The organism is Pseudoxanthomonas sp., from assembly GCF_036845285.1.
Classification (GTDB): domain Bacteria; phylum Pseudomonadota; class Gammaproteobacteria; order Xanthomonadales; family Xanthomonadaceae; genus Pseudoxanthomonas_A.
In genome coordinates this window covers 23,592-39,888 of the sequence record NZ_DAIUEE010000013.1, presented here as the reverse complement: position 1 = coordinate 39,888, position 16,297 = coordinate 23,592, and the positions used below count along the sequence as shown (strand labels likewise).

The following is a 16,297-nucleotide window of genomic DNA, read 5'->3' as shown; positions in this document are numbered from 1 at the left end:
TCCACCCGCGATGTCCATCCTTCCCCTACGGCGGGGAAGGCAGCGGCAGGATGGGGGCCGGCCTTGGCTGGGACGACGGTGCGCGCATCGCCATCAGGGGCCATGGGAGGAAGCGGGTTCCTGCACCTTGCCAGGGACTTTCGCGATGATCCGCGGGCGTAACCATTCGGCGAATTCGGCTTCGTCGAGGCTGCCTTCCGACAGGCCTAGGTACTGCGGGTAGAGTTCGTGGTCCTCGGCCGACAGCGTAGCGCCATTGAGCACGATGAAGACTTCGCACGCGACGGCGGCCGTGCGCTTGTTGCCATCCACGAAGGGATGATTGCGGGCCAGGCCGAAGGCCGTGGCCGCTGCCAGATCGGCCAGGTCCGGCGCAGGCTGGCCGTAGGCATGCAACTGCCGGGGACGTGCCAGCGCCGATTCCAGCAGCCCTTCATCGCGTACGCCGGTTCCGCCGCCATGTTCGGCCAATTGCCTGTCGTGGATGGCCAGAGCCAGCACCCGGCTGATCCAGACGATCATGGGCGCCGCGTCATTGCGCCAGCTTGTTGAGCAGGGTGCGGCGACGGCGCATGACCTGCTCGGCCACGTCCATCTGTTCGGCGAGGGCCGGGTCGTAGACCGTCAGGCGGATGCCGTCGGACGTCTCCAGCGCGTGCAACTCGTCGCCCTTCTCCAGGCGCAGGCGTGACAGGAGTTCCTTGGGCAGGATGACGCCGGCGGAGTTGCCGACGGTGGTGATCTTGAGCTTCATGGCGCCTCCATGGCGTTATAACGAGGGTTATATTGCAGCGAGAGGGGAGGGAGTGGCAAGCGGTCGGTGATGTCTCGCCATGTGAGACGTTAGGGTGTACAAATGTACACCCATGGACCCTGTCGATCTTCCCCCGCAACGTGCCGCCGTCCTGGCCTTCCTGCGCCGGGAGCTGGCGGCCGGGCGCGCGCCCAGCCTGGCGGACATCGCCGCCGCCTTCGGTTTCGCCTCGCGCAATGCCGCGCAGAAGCATGTGCAGGCGCTGGTCGCCGACGGCCTGCTGGAGCAGGCGCCCGGCCAGAAGCGCGGCTTGCGCCTGCCCGGCGGCATGGCCGACCTGCTGCCGCTGCCGGTATTGGGACGGGTGGCCGCCGGCCAGCCGATCGGTGCCGACATCGGCCTGGACGAGCAGCTGTGGCTGGACCGCCGGCTGTTCTCGCCGCAGCCGGATTACCTGCTGAAGGTGCAGGGCGATTCGATGATCGACGACGGCATCGTCGACGGCGACCTGGTCGGCGTGCACCGCACGCCGGAGGCGCGCGACGGCCAGACCGTGGTGGCGCGCATCGATGGCGAGCTGACGATCAAGCGCCTGCAACGCGAACGCCGGCGCATCCGCCTGTTGCCACGCAATCCTGCGCACGCGCCCATCGATGTGCAGCCGGGACAGGACTTCGCCATCGAAGGCGTCTACTGCGGCCTGGTGCGGCGCGGCTGACATGGGCGCCGTCGTTGCCCTCGACACGCTGCTGGCCGCACGCACGCTGTGGCATGCCGGCCGCAGCACGGCCATCGCCGCCGATGGCGAATCCACCGGCCACGACGCGCTGGATGCCTTGCTGCCGCAGGGTGGCTGGCCACGCCGTTCCCTGACCGAATTGCTGCTGCCCGCCGACGGGGTGGGCGAACTGGCGCTGCTGCTGCCGACACTGGCGCGGATGACCCAGGCCGGTAGCGCGGTGGCGGTGATCGCGCCCCCGTATATCCCGTATGCGACGGCCTGGCAGGTCGCAGGCGTGGACCTGTCCCGGCTCGAGATCATCGACGCCACGCCGCGGGATGCGTTGTGGGCCTTCGAACAATGCCTGCGCAGCGGCGCCTGCGCCGCCGTGCTGGGATGGCCGGTGCATGCCGACGGGCCTGCGCTGCGCCGGCTGCAGGTGGCGGCCGACAGCGGCGAGTGCCTGGGGTTCGCAGTGCGCGACCGTCGCCATGCGGCCAATCCCTCGGCCGCCGCGTTGCGGCTGGAAGCCGTCAGCGATCCGCGCGGCGACACCGTCTGGCAGGTGCGCAAATGCCGTGGCGGACCGGCGCCGGCGCATCCGTTCGCGCTGGCCACGCATTGAGGTCTGCGCATGCTCTGGGCCTGTGTACTGCTGCCGCAGCTGGCGCTGGACGCCGTCCTCCGGCGGTTGCCTCAACCTGAGGCGCCGCTGGCGCTGATAGGTGGTTCTGCGCAGCTGCGCACCCTGCATGCGGTGAACCTGTCCGCCGCGCAAGCGGGCTTGCGGGCCGGCATGCGCCTGACCGCCGCGCACGCCTTGCTGCCGGAGTTCGCGATGGTCGAGCACGACCCGCAGGCCGAGTCGCGCATGCAGCGCTTCCTCGCGTCATGGGCGTACCGGCACAGCTCGCTGGTCAGCGCGCAGTGGCCCGGCTGCCTGGTGCTGGAAGTGCGCGCCAGCTTCCGCCTGCTGGGGCCGTGGCCGCGCATCGAGGCACGGTTGCGCGAAGAACTCGGCGGGCTGGGTTTCCAGCATCGCATCGCCATGGCGCCGACGCCGCGCGCCGCGCATGTGTTCGCCGGCCTGCGCGATGGCCTGGCGGTGATGCAGGCCGAGGCGATGGCCGATCTGCTGGATCGCGTACCGGTGCGGCGTGCGCGGCTGCCGGACGACAACGGCGAGCGCCTGCACCGCATGGGGATCCGCGACCTGCGCACGCTGCGCGGTCTGCCGCGCGACAGCCTGCGCCGCCGTTTCGGCCTGCCGGTGCTGGAGTACCTGGATCGGCTGTACGGGCTGGCCGACGATCCGCTGGCCTGTTACGCACCACCGGACCATTTCGATGCACGCATCGAACTCGGCTACGAAGTCGAGAGCCACATGGCGCTGCTGTTCCCGCTGCGCCGGCTGATCGGCGACCTGTGCACTTACCTGTCCATCCGCGATGGCGGCGTGCAGCGCTTCGTGCTGCGGCTGGAGCACGAGCAAGGCCACACCGATGTCGAGGTCGGCCTGCTGGCCGCCGAGCGCGAACCGGCGATGCTGTTCGAGCTGACCCGCAACCGGCTGGAACGCGTGCAGATCGAACATCCGGTGATCGGCATGCGATTGCTGGCGCGCGAGCTGCCACCGTTCGTGCCGGCGGCGCGCGACCTGTTCGACACGCGTCCGCAGCAGCAACTGCCGTGGCCGCAGCTGCGCGAACGCCTGCGCGCGCGCCTGGGCGACGACGCGGTGCATCGCGTGGCGCCCGCCGGCGATCCGCGCCCCGAGCGTGCGTGGCGACGCGTGCTGGGCGACGGTGCGTGCATTCCGGTGGCGCCGGTGCGACCGCCACGTCCGGCCTGGCTGCTGCCGCAGCCGGTGCCGCTGCGCGATCCGCATCCGCGCATCGTGTCCGGCCCTGAGCGGTTGGAAAGCGGCTGGTGGGACGGCGACGACGCACGCCGCGACTACTACGTGCTGGAAACCTCGCAGGGCCAGCGCGCGTGGGCGTTCGCGCCGCCGGGCGAGCAGGGTGGCTGGATGCTGCATGGGTGGTTCGCGTGAGCTGGGACGATGCGGTGGACGGCGTCGACCGCGATACGCCCGGCTGTCGTCCGCCGCGCGCGTGGGAAGTGGCGCAGCGTTTGCGCCTTTCCATGGCCGCCAACGACGACACGCCGCGCGAGGATGCGTGGCCGCCTTATGCGGAGCTGCATTGCCTGTCGGATTTCTCGTTCCTGCGCGGGGCGGCCAGCGCGGAGGAACTGTTCGAGCGTGCGCGCGATCTCGGGTATGCCGCGCTGGCGATCACCGACGAATGCTCGCTGGCCGGCATCGTGCGTGGCTGGGAAGCCGCGCGTGCGACCGGGGTGAAGCTCATCGTCGGCAGCGAGTTCACCCTGGCCTGCGGAATGAAATGCGTACTGCTGGTGGAAACCGCCGCCGGCTATACCCGGCTGTGCGAACTGATCACCACCGCGCGGCGCGCGGTCGACAAGAAGGGCTACCGGCTCACGCGGCAGGACGTGGAACGCATCGTATCCGATACCGATCCGGCGGCCTGTGGCCTGTTCGCACTGTGGCTTCCCCCGCAACACGTCGACGATGAGGCAGGTCGCTGGTTGCAGTCGGTGTTCGGCGAACGTGCGCATCTGGCGGTGGAACTGCATCGCGAGCAGGACGATGCGGCGCGACTCGCGGACCTGCTGGCGGCAGCGTTGCGCCTGGGGATGGTGCCGTTGGCGGCCGGCGACGTACACATGGACGTGCGTCGCCGCCGTGCGCTGCAGGACACGATGACCGCGATCCGCCACGTCACGCCGCTGGCCGACTGCGGGGCGCACCTGTTCCGCAATGGCGAACGCCACCTGCGCACGCGGCGGGCGCTGGGCAACATCTATCCACGCGATCTGCTCGACGCAGCCCTGCGGCTGGCCAATCGTTGCGCGTTCGACCTCAAGCGCGACATCGACTATCGGTATCCGGCTGAGCTGGTGCCTGAAGGTCATACCCCGACGACGTGGCTGCGCAAACTGACTGAGCGGGGTATGCAGGAGCGCTGGCCGGGTGGCATACCCATCGAGGTCGAGGATCGGATCAACGGTGAGTTGCTCTTGATCGCCGACCTGAAATACGAGGCGTTCTTCCTCACGGTGTGGGACATCGTGCGCTTCGCCAAAGAGCAGAACATTCTTTGCCAGGGGCGTGGTTCATCGGCGAATTCCGCCGTGTGCTTCGCGCTTGGCATCACCGTGGTGGATCCTGCGGAGAGCCGTTTGCTGATGGCTCGTTTCCTCTCGAAGGAACGCAACGAACCACCGGATATCGATGTCGACTTCGAGCACGAACGGCGCGAAGAAGTGCTGCAGTACGTTTACAGCAAGTATGGCCGTCGCCGCGCGGCGCTGGCTGCCACGGTCATCCGCTATCGGGGCAAAAGCGCGGTGCGCGATGTGGCCAAGGCGTTTGGCCTGCCGCCGGACCAGGTCGCGCTGCTGGCCGAGTGCTACGGCTGGGGCAACGGCGAGGCGCCGATGGATCAACGCCTGCGTGAGGCCGGCTTCGATCCGGGCAATCCGCTGATCCAGAGAGTTCTGTCAGTGACCCGCCAGCTACGCGACCACCCGCGTCACCTGTCGCAGCATGTCGGTGGCTTTGTCATCAACGACGGGCCGCTCTCCGAGCTGGTTCCGGTGGAAAACGCCTCGATGGACGATCGCACGATCATCCAGTGGGACAAGGACGATCTGGAGACGATGGGTCTTCTCAAGGTCGATTGCCTGGCCCTTGGCATGCTGACCTGTATCAGGAAAGCGCTGGATCTGGTGGAGCAACATCGCGGTTTCAAACCGGATATTGCGAAGCTTCCGGAGGGAGACAAGACGTCCACTTTCGAGATGATCCAGGCTGCCGACACGGTCGGGGTGTTCCAGATCGAATCGCGAGCGCAGATGAGCATGCTGCCGCGGCTCAAGCCGGAGGATTTTTACGATTTGGTGATCGAAGTGGCCATCGTACGGCCCGGTCCGATCCAGGGCGGCATGGTTCATCCTTATCTGCGGCGTCGGCAAAAGAAAGAGGATGTGACGTATCCCTCGGAAGGCGTGAAGGACATTCTTGGGAAAACTCTCGGTATTCCCCTGTTCCAGGAGCAGGTGATGGAGTTGATGATCCACGCTGGCTACGAACCGCATGAGGCGGACAAACTGCGTCGATCAATGGCGGCCTGGAAGCGCGGCGGCGACATGGAGCCGCACCGCGTGCGCATCCGCGAACTCATGGAAAAGAAGAACTACTCGTCGGAGTTCATCGACCAGATCTTCGAACAGATCAAGGGCTTCGGCTCCTACGGTTTCCCGCAGAGCCACGCCGCCTCGTTCGCCAAGCTGGTCTACATCAGCTGCTGGCTGAAGCGCCACCAGCCTGCGGCGTTCGCCTGCGCGCTGCTCAATGCGCAGCCGATGGGGTTCTATTCCGCCAGCCAGATCGTGCAGGACGCACGACGTGGCAAGGGCGGGCGCGTGGGGATCGATATCCTGCCGGTCGACGTACTGCACAGCGACTGGGACAGCACGCTGGAGGGCGGGCATACGCGGCGCTCCATCGATAACGAAGGGCAGCCCGCGTTGCGACTCGGCTTCAGGCAGGTCGCCGGCCTGTCGGAAGGCGTCGGCAACGCCATCATGGCCGCACGTGCGCAAGCCATCTTCACCGACGTGCGCGACCTGTGCCTGCGTGCGCGCCTCGACGAGAAGGCGCGCAACGCGCTGGCGGAAGCGGGTGCGTTGCAGTCGCTGGCCGGCCATCGCCATGCGGCGCGCTGGGCCGTGGCCGGCATCGAACGACAGCGCCCGCTGCTGCCCGGCAGCCCGGACGAGGACGCCATCGCATTGCCCGCACCCACGGCGGGAGAGGACGTCACTTCTGACTATCGCACCACCGGATTGACGCTGGGTGCGCACCCGCTGTCCCTGCTGCGCGAACGCCTGCGGCGGCATCGCGTGGTCGATTCGCGCCAGCTGCGTGGATTGCCGCACGGACGCGGCGCGTTCGCTGCCGGCATCGTCACCCAGCGGCAACGGCCGGCGACGGCGAAGGGCACGATCTTCGTCACCCTCGAAGACGAGCACGGCATGGTCAACGTGGTGGTGTGGTCGCACGTGGCGCTGCGCGACCGCAAGGCGCTGCTCGGTGCGCGGCTGATGGCCGTGCGCGGACGATGGGAACAGGTGGATGGCGTGGAGCACCTGATCGCGCGCCGGCTGGAGGATTTCAGCCACCTGCTGGGCGAGATCCAGCCCGGCTCGCGCGACTTCCACTGAGTCCCACGATGCACGCGCTCTCCACACTGACCGACGACCTGTTCGCGCCCGTGATGGTGCAACTGGTGGACGATGCCGAAGGCGGCGTCCGCTATTGGCCGGACGCCATCGATCCGGCCATGGCACGTGCCTGGTTCGACATCCTGCAGGCGCGGGCTGCCTGGACGCACCTGCAGCGGCCGATGTACGACCGCATCGTCGACGTGCCGCGGCTGCTGGCGAACTACGCCGTGGACGCGCTGCCCGACGATCTGCCGCTGGCGCAGCTGCTGGCCTGTGTGCAGACGAAGGCGCCCGCGCCGTACTCGCACATCGGCATGAACCTGTACCGCGACGGCCACGACAGCGTCGCCATGCATGGCGACAAGCTGCACACCGTGGCGGCACGCCACCCGATCACCCTGGTCTCGCTGGGCGCGCCGCGGCGCATGCTGATCCGTGCGCGGGATGGCCGGCGCGAAACGCTGTCCGTGGACCTCGCACCCGGCAGCGTGCTGTCGATGAGCCATGCCTCGCAACGCACGCACGAACATGGGATACCGAAGACACGGCGAGCGCAGGGGCCGCGGATCAGTGTGGTGTTCCGGGTGAGGCCGGATGGAACCCCTCTCCCTGCGCAGCGGGGAGAGGGTGCCAAAGGCGGGTGAGGGGCGAGCGGAGAGGAGGTGCTTCCGCTGAGATAGACGACCAGCATCCGTCAGCGATCAGGGTGCGGTAACTCCACGCGAAGGGCGCCCCTCATCCGCCCTCCGGGCACCTTCTCCCCGCAGGCGGGGAGAAGGGAGCAAGGCAAAAAAAACGCCGCGAGGGCGTCGCGGCGTGGAGGGCAGGGACTGCGTGAAAAGGGGAGGGAGGCGGTCAACCCATCAGCTTGAACAGCGACAGCTGCTGCATCTGCATGAAGACCGTCTGCGCGGCTTGCAATGCGGTGTTTTCCATCTGGTAGCGGCCGATGGCCTCGGCCCAGTCCAGGTCGCGCAGCCCGGACAGGGTGTCTTTCAGCGTGATGTTGTTGGCCTCGCGCAGCGAGGCGGCGGTCTCGATGGCGGACAGCTGCGCGCCACCGCTGGCGCGTGCGTCGATCATCCGGCCTTGCGCGGTGCCGATGTCGCGCATGGCGCCCTGCAGGCTGTTCTGCATGGCGGCGCGTTGTGCGTCGGTGGTCGGGCTGGTGTCCAGCGTATCGATCAGGCCCTGCACGGTGGCGAAGATGTCGCGGCTGCCGGATGGCCCCAGCGTGAAGCTGTCGCCGTTGGCCGGCTGGCCATCGATCTTCATCTGCACGCCGGCGAAGGCGATGCTCTCGCCCTTGGCATAGGTGCCGGACGCAACGGGATTGCCGCCCGCGTCCAGCACCTGGTAGGCGTTGTTGGCGCCGAACGACAGCGTGTAGGTGCCGCCGTTCCACACCGAGGAATCGGTGACGCTGAAGCCCATCAGCAGGCCGGTGCCGGTGTTGCCGCTGGCGGGCTGGCCGTCGATGCGGCCGTCGCCGGTGCGCAGGCGCAGGAAGACATCGCTGCCGGGCAGGGTGTCGGAGACGAACATGTCCGGCGCCACTTCCACCTGCCGCTGCGTCTGGTCGCCGCTGTAGACGATGTTGCCCCCGGCGATGGCGAACGGTGCGCTGCCGTCGCTGGTGCCGCCGAACAGGTAGCGGCCGGCGCCGTCGGTGCTGTTGGCCAGGTCCAGCAGGCCGGCATGGATCGCCTTCAGCTCGGTGCTGATCGCATGGCGGCTGTCGTCGCCCATGGCGGCGTTGTTGGCCTGGATGACGAGTTCGTTGACGCGCGCCATCGCATCGCCCACGCGGGTCAGCGCGTTTTCCTGCAGGCCCAGGCGGTTCTGCACCGCGTTGGCGTTCTGGCCGAAGCGTTCCAGTTCGGCGACCGCGCGGTCCAGGCCGACGGCGGTGCCGGCGGCGACGGGATCGTCCTTCGCCGTCACCAGCCGCTGCCCGCTGGCGAGTTGCTGCTGGGTGTGCGCCAGCTTCGCCTGCTTGGCCAGCATCGTCGTGATCGACTGCTGGTACATCATGGTGGTGGAGATGCGGTAGTTCATCGGCGGGTCGCAGCCAGGAGCGATTGGAAAAGCGTGTCGGCGGTGGCGATGATCTGCGACGCCGCCTGGTAGGCCTGCTGCAGGCGCATCAGGTCGGCGGCTTCCTCGTCCAGGTTCACGCCGGAAATCGCATCGCGCGAGGCCTGCGCCTGGTCGTGGATGACCTGCTGCGCCTGCGCCGAATAATCGGCCTGCCGCGCCGCGGAACCGACCTGCGTGGTCAGTCCGCCGATGGCGCCGTTGAGCGTCAGCGTGCCGCCGTTGAGCACGCGCGCATCGTCCAGGTTGGATAGCAGCCTGGCGTTGCCGTTGTCGCTGGAATTCGCGCCGGTCGGACCGATGCGGAAGCTGTCGCCGGCAGCGGGTGCGCCATCCAGCGACACGCTCCAGCCGTTGTACGCCACGGTCTGGCCGGGGGTGTAGGGGAACGGGCCGGTGCCGTTGATCGTGTACTGCGTGGCGTCGAGGAAATCGATGTCCACCGGCGCCAGCAGGTTGGCGTTCGCGGCGTCGGTGACTTTCAGGCCGCTGAGTTTGCCGCTGCCGGTATTGGCCAGGTCGGTGTTCGCCTTGACCGGCGTGGCGGCGGCGATGCGGCCGGGATCGGTGATGGCCACGCCGAGGTTGCCGGCCGCGCCCGCAGTGGGTTGCAGCAGGAAGCGGTCGTTGGTGCCCGGCGTGGTGCCCGGCGCCAGTCGCAGTTCGATGCCGTTGATCACCAGTGGATCGGCGGCCGTGCCGGTGCCGGTCATCGGGATGTTGGCGCCGGTATCGGGATTCGTCGCCACCCAGGCGGCGCCGTCGAAGCGCAGCAGTACGTTCTGCGAATTCAGTGCGCCCACGCTACCGACCGAGGTCTGCAGCACGGCGTTGCCGCTGTTGCCGGCGTTGGACGAGATGCGCGGCGCGGGCAGGCTGAAGAAATCCGCGCCCATCTGGCCGTACTGGTCCATGCCGGCGCGATGGCCGGCGTTGAACGTCTGCGCCAGCGAGGTGGCGACGCGGCCGAGTTCGGCCATGGCCGGGTCCAGCACCGTCGTGCGGAATTCGATCAGGCCGCCGATCTGGCCGCCGAGGGCGCGCTTGTCCAGCGTGGTGCGCTGGCCGTTGGTTTCCAGCGCCACCTGCAGGCGTTCGGGACGGTACGGATCGGGCACGGTCACCAGCGTGCTGGCGGACGCGCCTACCACCAGCGGTTGGCCGCCGGCGCTGAACACATTGACCAGACCCCCGTCCTGCACGATCGCATTGCCGCCGGTGTAGCCCACCAGTTCGCTGATCAGCTGGTCGCGGCGGTCCAGCAGGTCGCCGGAGGGGCTGGTGCTGCCGCCGATGCGCCCGTTGAGCTGGGCGATCTCTTTCGCCAGCCGGTTCACTTCGCCGGTGGCGGCGGTCAGGCCGGCATTGACCTCGATATCCAGCCCGTCGAGATGCTTGTCGATCTGGTGGAACCGGGTGACCAGCGCATTCGCCTGCGCCAGCACGCTTTCGCGGTCGGCCGAGCCGGCCGCATTTGACGACAGCGCGTTGACCGAATCGAAGAAGCTCGACCACGGCGCGCTGATGCCGGTCGCCTTCTCGGAGAACAGCTGGTCCATGCGCGTGGACAGCGTGGACAGCTGCTGCAGGCGCGCGAGTTCGCCGCCGCTGTCCAGCAGGCGCGAGGTCGCCAGCGAATCGGCCATCCGGCGCACGTCGACGATCTGCACGCCGTTGCCCTGGTAGCCGTAGCCAAAGTAGGTGCCGTCGCGCGCCTCGAACTCCACGCGCTGGCGCGAGTAGCCCGGCGTGTTGATGTTGGCGACATTGTGGCCGACGGTGGACAGGGCGCGCTGGAAAGCGATCAGGGCGCTGCTGCCGGTGGCGAGAAGGTTCGACATGCGTGTTCCCCAGGTCAGCGCCGCAGCGCGTTGCCGATGGCGTTGCCTACCACGCTACCGACCTTGCCGCCGACGGCGTCGCCGATCGACGACAGCACCTTGCCCAGCGTCGGGCCGTTGGCGATCGAGGCGATCTTGTTGGCGTAGGTGGGGTCGGTGGCGTAGCCGGCGCGCTGCAGGCCGCGCGCGAAGCCGGCGATGTCCTTGCCGGCGGACAGCGCCTGCTGGTAGCGCGGGTTGGTCTTCAGCAGCCGCACGTAGTCGGCGAAGCTCTCGGCGGGCGAGGCGTAGGCGCGGAAGTCCGCGGTCTCGGTGCGCTTCACGCCGTTGCTGTACTCGTGGGTGGCGGTGCGGGCGCGTTCGCCTTTCCAGCCGGTGGCCTTGATGCCGAACAGGTTGTGCGCGCTGTCGCCATCGCCGGTCTTGATCTGGCGCTTGCCCCAGCCGGTTTCCAGCGCCGCTTGCGCGACCAGCGCGCGCGGGTCCACACCGAGTTCCTTCGCGGCCTGCTTGGCGTGGTCCCAGATCTCGGCGACGAAGCGCTCCGGCGTGTTGCGCGCATATTTGGACGGATCGGCCGACGCGACCTGTTCCACCTCGTCGCAGGCGGCATCCGGGCGCACGGTGATGGTGTCCAGCGTGATCGCGCCGGGCAGCGCCGCGGTATCGCGCGCACTGCTGCCGATGCCGCGGCCGGCGATCGCGTCGAGCATGGAATCGGCTTCGCCGCCCGGCAGCAGGCGCTTGTAGGCCGACAGCGCGGTGCTGGCCGGCACCGCCGGCGTATTGATATCGGTGGCGCCCAGCTGGCGCGCGATCATCGGCGCCAGGCCCAGCCCGCGGCCCTGCGACATCGCCGTGGCCAGCTGCTGGTCGTACATGTCGCGGAAGACCTGGTTTTCGCCGGGGAACAGCGAATCACCGAAACCGGCCTCGCGCATGCACTTGATCATCATCTGCGCGAACTGGCCCTCCAGCTTCTTCGCGACATCGTGGATGCGCGCGTTGTCGGGCGTGCCGCCGGCATCGGCCAGCGACAGGGAGGGGTTCAACGTTCCGATGGGCATGCTGGCCATGTCAGATCACCTCGAGCTCCGCGCGCAAGGCGCCGGCCTGCTTCAGGGCTTCCAGGATCGCGATCAGGTCGCCGGGAGCGGCGCCGACCTCGTTGACCGCGCGGACGATCTCGTCCAGCGACGTGCCGCCTTCGAACTTGAACATGCGGTTGCCTTCCTGCGTCACCGACACGCTGGACTGCGGCGTCACCACGGTCTGGCCACCACGCGAGAATTCGTTCGGCTGGCTGACGTTGGCGGATTCGGTGATCGTCACCGTCAGCGAGCCATGCGTCACCGCGGCCGGCATCACCTTTACCTGCGCGCCGATGACGACGGTACCGGTGCGTGCGTTGACGATGACCTTGGCCGGCGCGCTGCCGGGCGTCAGTTCCAGGTTCTCGACCTGGGCCAGGAAGTTGACCCGGCGGGAAATGTCGGCGGGTGCGCGCACGGCGACGGTCACCGCATCCAGCGCATAGGCATTGCCGGTGCCGAAGCTCTGTTCCAGCGCCGCGACCATGCGCGACACCGTGGTGAAGTCGGCGCGGTGCAGGTTCAAGGTGATGGTGCCTTCGCCGCTGTCCAGCGCATTCGGGATCGCGCGCTCGACGGTGGCACCGTTGGGAATGCGGCCCACGCTCGGCACGTTGACCGACACGCGCGAGCCGTCCTTGCCCTGCGCACCGAAGCCGCCGACCACCAGGTTGCCCTGGGCGATGGCGTAGACCTCGCCGTCGGCACCGCGCAGCGGCGCCATCAGCAGGCTGCCGCCGCGCAGCGAGGTGGCGTTGCCGATGGACGACACGGTGATGTCGATCGGCTGCCCGGGCTTGGCGAAGGCAGGCAGGTCGGCATGGATGGCCACGGCGGCCACGTTCTTCAGCTGCGGATTGACGTTGGCCGGGACGTTGACGCCCAGCTCGCCCAGCAGGTTCTTCAGGCTCTGCACGGTGAAGGGTGCCTGGCTGGTGCGGTCGCCGCTGCCGTCCAGGCCTACCACCAGGCCGTAGCCGACCAGCGGATTGCTGCGCACGCCGCCGACCTGGGCGAGGTCCTTGATGCGCTCGGCCCGCGCGGCTGGCGCCAGGCAGATCAGCACCAGGCCGATCCAGGCCAGCAGGCCGAGCAGCGTGTAGGTGTCGATGCGGCGCGGCTTCTTCGCGGGCGTCGGCGCAGCGTGGTTGGATTCGTTGGTGTCCATCGCGCGGCGCTCAGTTCGGGAAGATCGGGGAATTGAAGAAGCGGCCCAGCCAGCCCATCGAATTGGACTGCGCGATGGCGCCGCGGCCGCCGTAGGCGATGCGCGCGTCGGCGACCTTGCCGGAGGAGATCGTGTTGTCCGGATTGATGTCGGCCGGGCGCACGATGCCCTGGATCTGTACCAGCTCGTCGCCCTGGTTCAGGCGCATGTTCTTCTGGCCCTGCACGACCAGGTTGCCGTTCGGCAGGCGCTGGATCACGGTGACCGTCACGCTGCCCAGCAGGCGGTTGCTCTGCGCGCTGTTGCCGCTCCCGTTGAAGCCGCGGTCGCCATTGACCGAGGCGCTGAGGATGTCGCGGCCGTTGAGCGTAACGGCCGCGCCGGCGATGTTCGGCGCAGCCAGCGCGATCTCGCTCTTCTTGTCGACCGAGGTGGTGGCCGAGGTCTGCGCCGCGGTGTTCTCCACCAGGTTGATCGTCAGCAGGTCGCCCACGTCGCGCGCGCGGCGGTCGGCGTACAGGTTCAGGCCAGGGCCGGCGCGGTAGATGGAACCAGCGGTGGCGGGTGCCTGCGCGGCGACCACCGGCTGGATCGGCTGCATCGGTGCGTACGGACGCACATCGCCGACATAGCGTGTGCAACCGGGCAGCAGCATCAGCGCGCAGGCGAGGGTGGTGGCGGACGTTATGCGCTTCATGGCGTGTCTCGTGGCGTGACGGTGGGATGCGGCGTCAGACGTTGTTGTTGAGGTAACCGAGCATCGAGTCGGTGGTGGAAATGGCCTTGGCGTTCATCTCGTAGGCGCGCTGGGTCTCGATCATGCTGACCAGCTCTTCCACCACGTTGACGTTGGAGCCTTCCAGCGAGCCCTGCACCACGCTGCCCAGGCCGTTGAGGCCGGGCGTGCCGTTCTGCGCGGGACCGGAGGCGGTGGTCTCGACGTAGAGGTTTTCGCCCTTGGCCTGCAGGCCGGACGGATTGACGAAGTCGGTGAGCGTCAGCGAGCCGATCTCCAGCGCCTGCGCCTGGCCGGCCATCGTCACGCTGACGGTGCCGTCGTTGCCGATGGTCATCGACTGCGCACCCTCCGGCACCTGGATGCCTGGCTGCACCGGATAACCGCTGTTGGTGACCAGTTCGCCCTGCGCATTGATCTGGAACGAGCCGTCGCGCGTGTAGGCCGGCGAGCCGTCGGGCAGCAGCACTTCGAAGAAGCCGCGCCCGTTGACCATGACGTCGAGCGAGCGTCCGGTCTGCTGCGGGTTGCCCTGCTGGAAATCCTTGGAGGTCGACACGACGCGCACGCCGGTGCCGAGCTGCAGGCCGGAGGGCAGCTGGGTCTGCGAGGAGGTGGAGCCACCTGGCTGGCGGACCTGCTGGTACAGCAGGTCCTCGAAGCTGGCGCGGTCGCGCTTGAAGCCGGTGGTGTTGGTGTTCGCCAGGTTGTTGGAGACCACGGACATGCGCGTCTGCTGCGCGTCCAGTCCGGTCTTGGCGACCCAGAGGGCCTGGTTCATGGCGTGGTTCCTCGCGGATTGAAGGGGTGGAATCGCGCGGTGCGGTTCCTCGCCTCCTCTCAAGCAAGTCCTGTGCCGAAACGGGTGTCGTGGTTCTGGCGCCGGGATCCATGCCGAAGTGGGACGGGGGGCCGCTCGCAGTGGAGGCGTGGCGGAAAACCGGCGGGGCCTGGCGTCAGCCCCTCTCCCATCGGGAGAGGGGTTGGGGTGAGGGGGGCAACAAAGCCGGTTAACCCCGCCTATCAGCCATGCTTCCAGATCCACCATTCACTCGAAACGCGCGCTCACGGTGAGCGTGTTGAGTGCGCCTTTCGGAGGCGAGGCTTTGGGTCAAGGATGGCGCCGCTCGCCGCGGGGGCCTTACTTTTCTTTGCTTGTGCAAAGAAAAGTAAGCAAAAGAAACACACCCCGGCGGTCCGCCCGCCGCTGCGCGGCGGGTGCGCAGTCCCGGCGGGAATTTTCGTGCAGGGCATCCCTGTATCGAGTACGGGGCAGGCTCTGCCCTGTACGAAAACGGCGCACGTTCTGTGCGCCGCCCTTCGGGTTTTACCCACCAGGACTGCCGGACCTCAGGGGTCCCGACAGCTCACGCCGAGAGAATCCAAGTGCATGCTTTTGATCCTGTCTTTTCGGGTCCCCATGAGGCACGGCGGGTGGGCCGGGTAAAACCCGCAGGGCGCCGTCATGGATGACGGCGTTTCCGTATGGCACATGGATGTGCCTTACGGAAATTCCCGGCCCGCTCGCGGACCCGGAGCGAAGCGCAGGGCGTGCCGCCTGGGGTGTGCTTTCTTTGCCTACTTTCTTTGCACAAGCAAAGAAAGTAGGGCCTCCGCGGCGAGCGGCACCATGCGTGAGAAAGAAGATTTATCCCGCAAGGCCATCGAACCAAAGATTCGCCGCGGATGTGATGACAGCCAGTGGTGGCCTGAAAACATGGTCTTCGTTGCCCCTCACCCCAACCCCTCTCCCGGTGGGAGAGGGACTCACAACGCAGGGAGAGTAGCGCTAAGCGTCAACCACCCAACCGCAGCAACTGATTCGACGACTGCGCCATCTCGTCGCCGCTGCGGATCACCTTCACCTGCATCTCGAACTGACGCTGCAACTGGATCATCTGCACCAGCGCACCCGCCGCATCCACGTTGCTGCCTTCCAGCACACCCATCGTCAGGCTGTTGCCAGTGGCCGCCGGCAACGCGGGCGCCTGCGGATCCGATGGACGCACCAGGCCGTCGCCACCGCGGGCGAGCTGCGATTGCGCGGCTTCCACGATGCGCATGCGGCCGACCACGGCCATCGTCTGCGGGCCTTCGCCCTGCGGGATGATCGATACCGTGCCATCTGCGCCGATGTCGATCGACTGCGCCGGCGGCACCGCGATCGGATTGCCGTTGTCGTCCAGCACCGCGCGGCCGCCGGCGGTGACCAGCTGGCCATTCGGGGTGATGCTCAGTTCGCCGTTGCGCGTGTACGCCGTGCCGCCGTCGGCGGCCTGCACGGCCATCCAGCGGTTCGGCTGCAGCGAGATGTCGAGCGAGCGGCCGGTGACCATCTGCGAACCGGTGCGCCCGTCGAAACCGGGATCGATCAGCACCGCGTCCACGCGCGAGGGAAAGCCCTGGCCCTGGATCCTGAACGCCTCGGTGCCGGCCAATGCGGCCTTGAAGCCCTTGGTGTCCACGTTGGCCAGGTTGTGCGACACGGTGCCCTGCGCCTGCAGCGAAGCGCGGGCGCCGGTCATGGCGACATAAAGGGCCTTGTCCATGGGTCAGTCTCCGTCGGCGTCGGCCGG

General features: G+C 68.0%; 14 protein-coding genes. 5 read left to right on the top strand and 9 right to left on the bottom strand.

All coding sequences use genetic code 11. The features are described 5' to 3' along the window. Positions 1–93: 93 nt before the first annotated feature. Entirely contained in the window at positions 94–522 is a 429-nt protein-coding gene (locus V7060_RS14910; protein ID WP_334180037.1) for a type II toxin-antitoxin system death-on-curing family toxin, read from the bottom strand. Between the two features lie 10 nt (positions 523–532). After that, positions 533–754, bottom strand: a complete 222-nt coding sequence (locus tag V7060_RS14905; RefSeq protein WP_334180036.1) for an AbrB/MazE/SpoVT family DNA-binding domain-containing protein — start codon at positions 752–754, stop codon at positions 533–535. 112 nt (positions 755–866) lie between these two features. Between V7060_RS14905 and lexA the strand changes: the two genes are divergently transcribed. The 5 genes from lexA to V7060_RS14880 are packed head-to-tail and all read left to right on the top strand — an operon-like array spanning position 867 to position 7,432. Continuing rightward, positions 867–1,472, top strand: a complete 606-nt coding sequence (gene lexA / locus V7060_RS14900) for a transcriptional repressor LexA (protein WP_334180035.1) — start codon at positions 867–869, stop codon at positions 1,470–1,472. Between the two features lies 1 nt (position 1,473). After that, the gene (imuA, locus tag V7060_RS14895; RefSeq protein ID WP_334180034.1) at positions 1,474–2,100 is read left to right on the top strand and encodes a translesion DNA synthesis-associated protein ImuA; all 627 of its coding nucleotides are present in this window, start codon (positions 1,474–1,476) and stop codon (positions 2,098–2,100) included. A 9-nt stretch (positions 2,101–2,109) separates the two neighbouring features. Continuing rightward, complete coding sequence (locus V7060_RS14890; RefSeq protein ID WP_334180033.1) at positions 2,110–3,528, top strand: DNA polymerase Y family protein; 1,419 nt, start codon at positions 2,110–2,112, stop codon at positions 3,526–3,528. Next, positions 3,525–6,785 (top strand): error-prone DNA polymerase, encoded by a 3,261-nt coding sequence (locus tag V7060_RS14885; protein ID WP_334180032.1) that lies wholly within the window; start codon positions 3,525–3,527, stop codon positions 6,783–6,785. Before V7060_RS14890 ends, V7060_RS14885 begins: the two co-directional genes overlap by 4 nt. Before the next feature lie 8 nt (positions 6,786–6,793). Next, entirely contained in the window at positions 6,794–7,432 is a 639-nt protein-coding gene (locus V7060_RS14880; RefSeq protein ID WP_334180031.1) for an alpha-ketoglutarate-dependent dioxygenase AlkB, read from the top strand. A 211-nt stretch (positions 7,433–7,643) separates the two neighbouring features. Here V7060_RS14880 and flgL read toward each other — a convergent pair whose 3' ends face one another. The 7 genes from flgL to V7060_RS14845 all read right to left on the bottom strand — a co-directional run bounded on the left by flgL (position 7,644) and on the right by V7060_RS14845 (position 16,270). Further along, positions 7,644–8,846 (bottom strand): flagellar hook-associated protein FlgL, encoded by a 1,203-nt coding sequence (gene flgL, locus V7060_RS14875; protein WP_334180030.1) that lies wholly within the window; start codon positions 8,844–8,846, stop codon positions 7,644–7,646. Next, positions 8,843–10,726 (bottom strand): flagellar hook-associated protein FlgK, encoded by a 1,884-nt coding sequence (gene flgK / locus V7060_RS14870; protein WP_334180029.1) that lies wholly within the window; start codon positions 10,724–10,726, stop codon positions 8,843–8,845. Before flgK ends, flgL begins: the two co-directional genes overlap by 4 nt. Positions 10,727–10,740: 14 nt before the next feature. Beyond that, positions 10,741–11,793 (bottom strand): flagellar assembly peptidoglycan hydrolase FlgJ, encoded by a 1,053-nt coding sequence (gene flgJ, locus V7060_RS14865; RefSeq protein ID WP_334180109.1) that lies wholly within the window; start codon positions 11,791–11,793, stop codon positions 10,741–10,743. A gap of 10 nt (positions 11,794–11,803) precedes the next feature. Next, positions 11,804–12,985 (bottom strand): flagellar basal body P-ring protein FlgI, encoded by a 1,182-nt coding sequence (locus V7060_RS14860; RefSeq protein ID WP_334180028.1) that lies wholly within the window; start codon positions 12,983–12,985, stop codon positions 11,804–11,806. 10 nt (positions 12,986–12,995) lie between these two features. Then, positions 12,996–13,682: a flagellar basal body L-ring protein FlgH gene (flgH, locus tag V7060_RS14855; protein ID WP_334180027.1), complete on the bottom strand. Its 687-nt coding sequence runs from the start codon at positions 13,680–13,682 to the stop codon at positions 12,996–12,998. A 34-nt stretch (positions 13,683–13,716) separates the two neighbouring features. After that, positions 13,717–14,502, bottom strand: coding sequence for a flagellar basal-body rod protein FlgG (gene flgG / locus V7060_RS14850; protein ID WP_142124956.1), 786 nt, complete (start codon positions 14,500–14,502; stop codon positions 13,717–13,719). Between the two features lie 1,015 nt (positions 14,503–15,517). After that, a complete protein-coding gene (locus V7060_RS14845) occupies positions 15,518–16,270 on the bottom strand; it encodes a flagellar basal body rod protein FlgF (RefSeq protein ID WP_334180026.1) in 753 nt (250 codons plus the stop codon). Positions 16,271–16,297 lie beyond the last annotated feature (27 nt).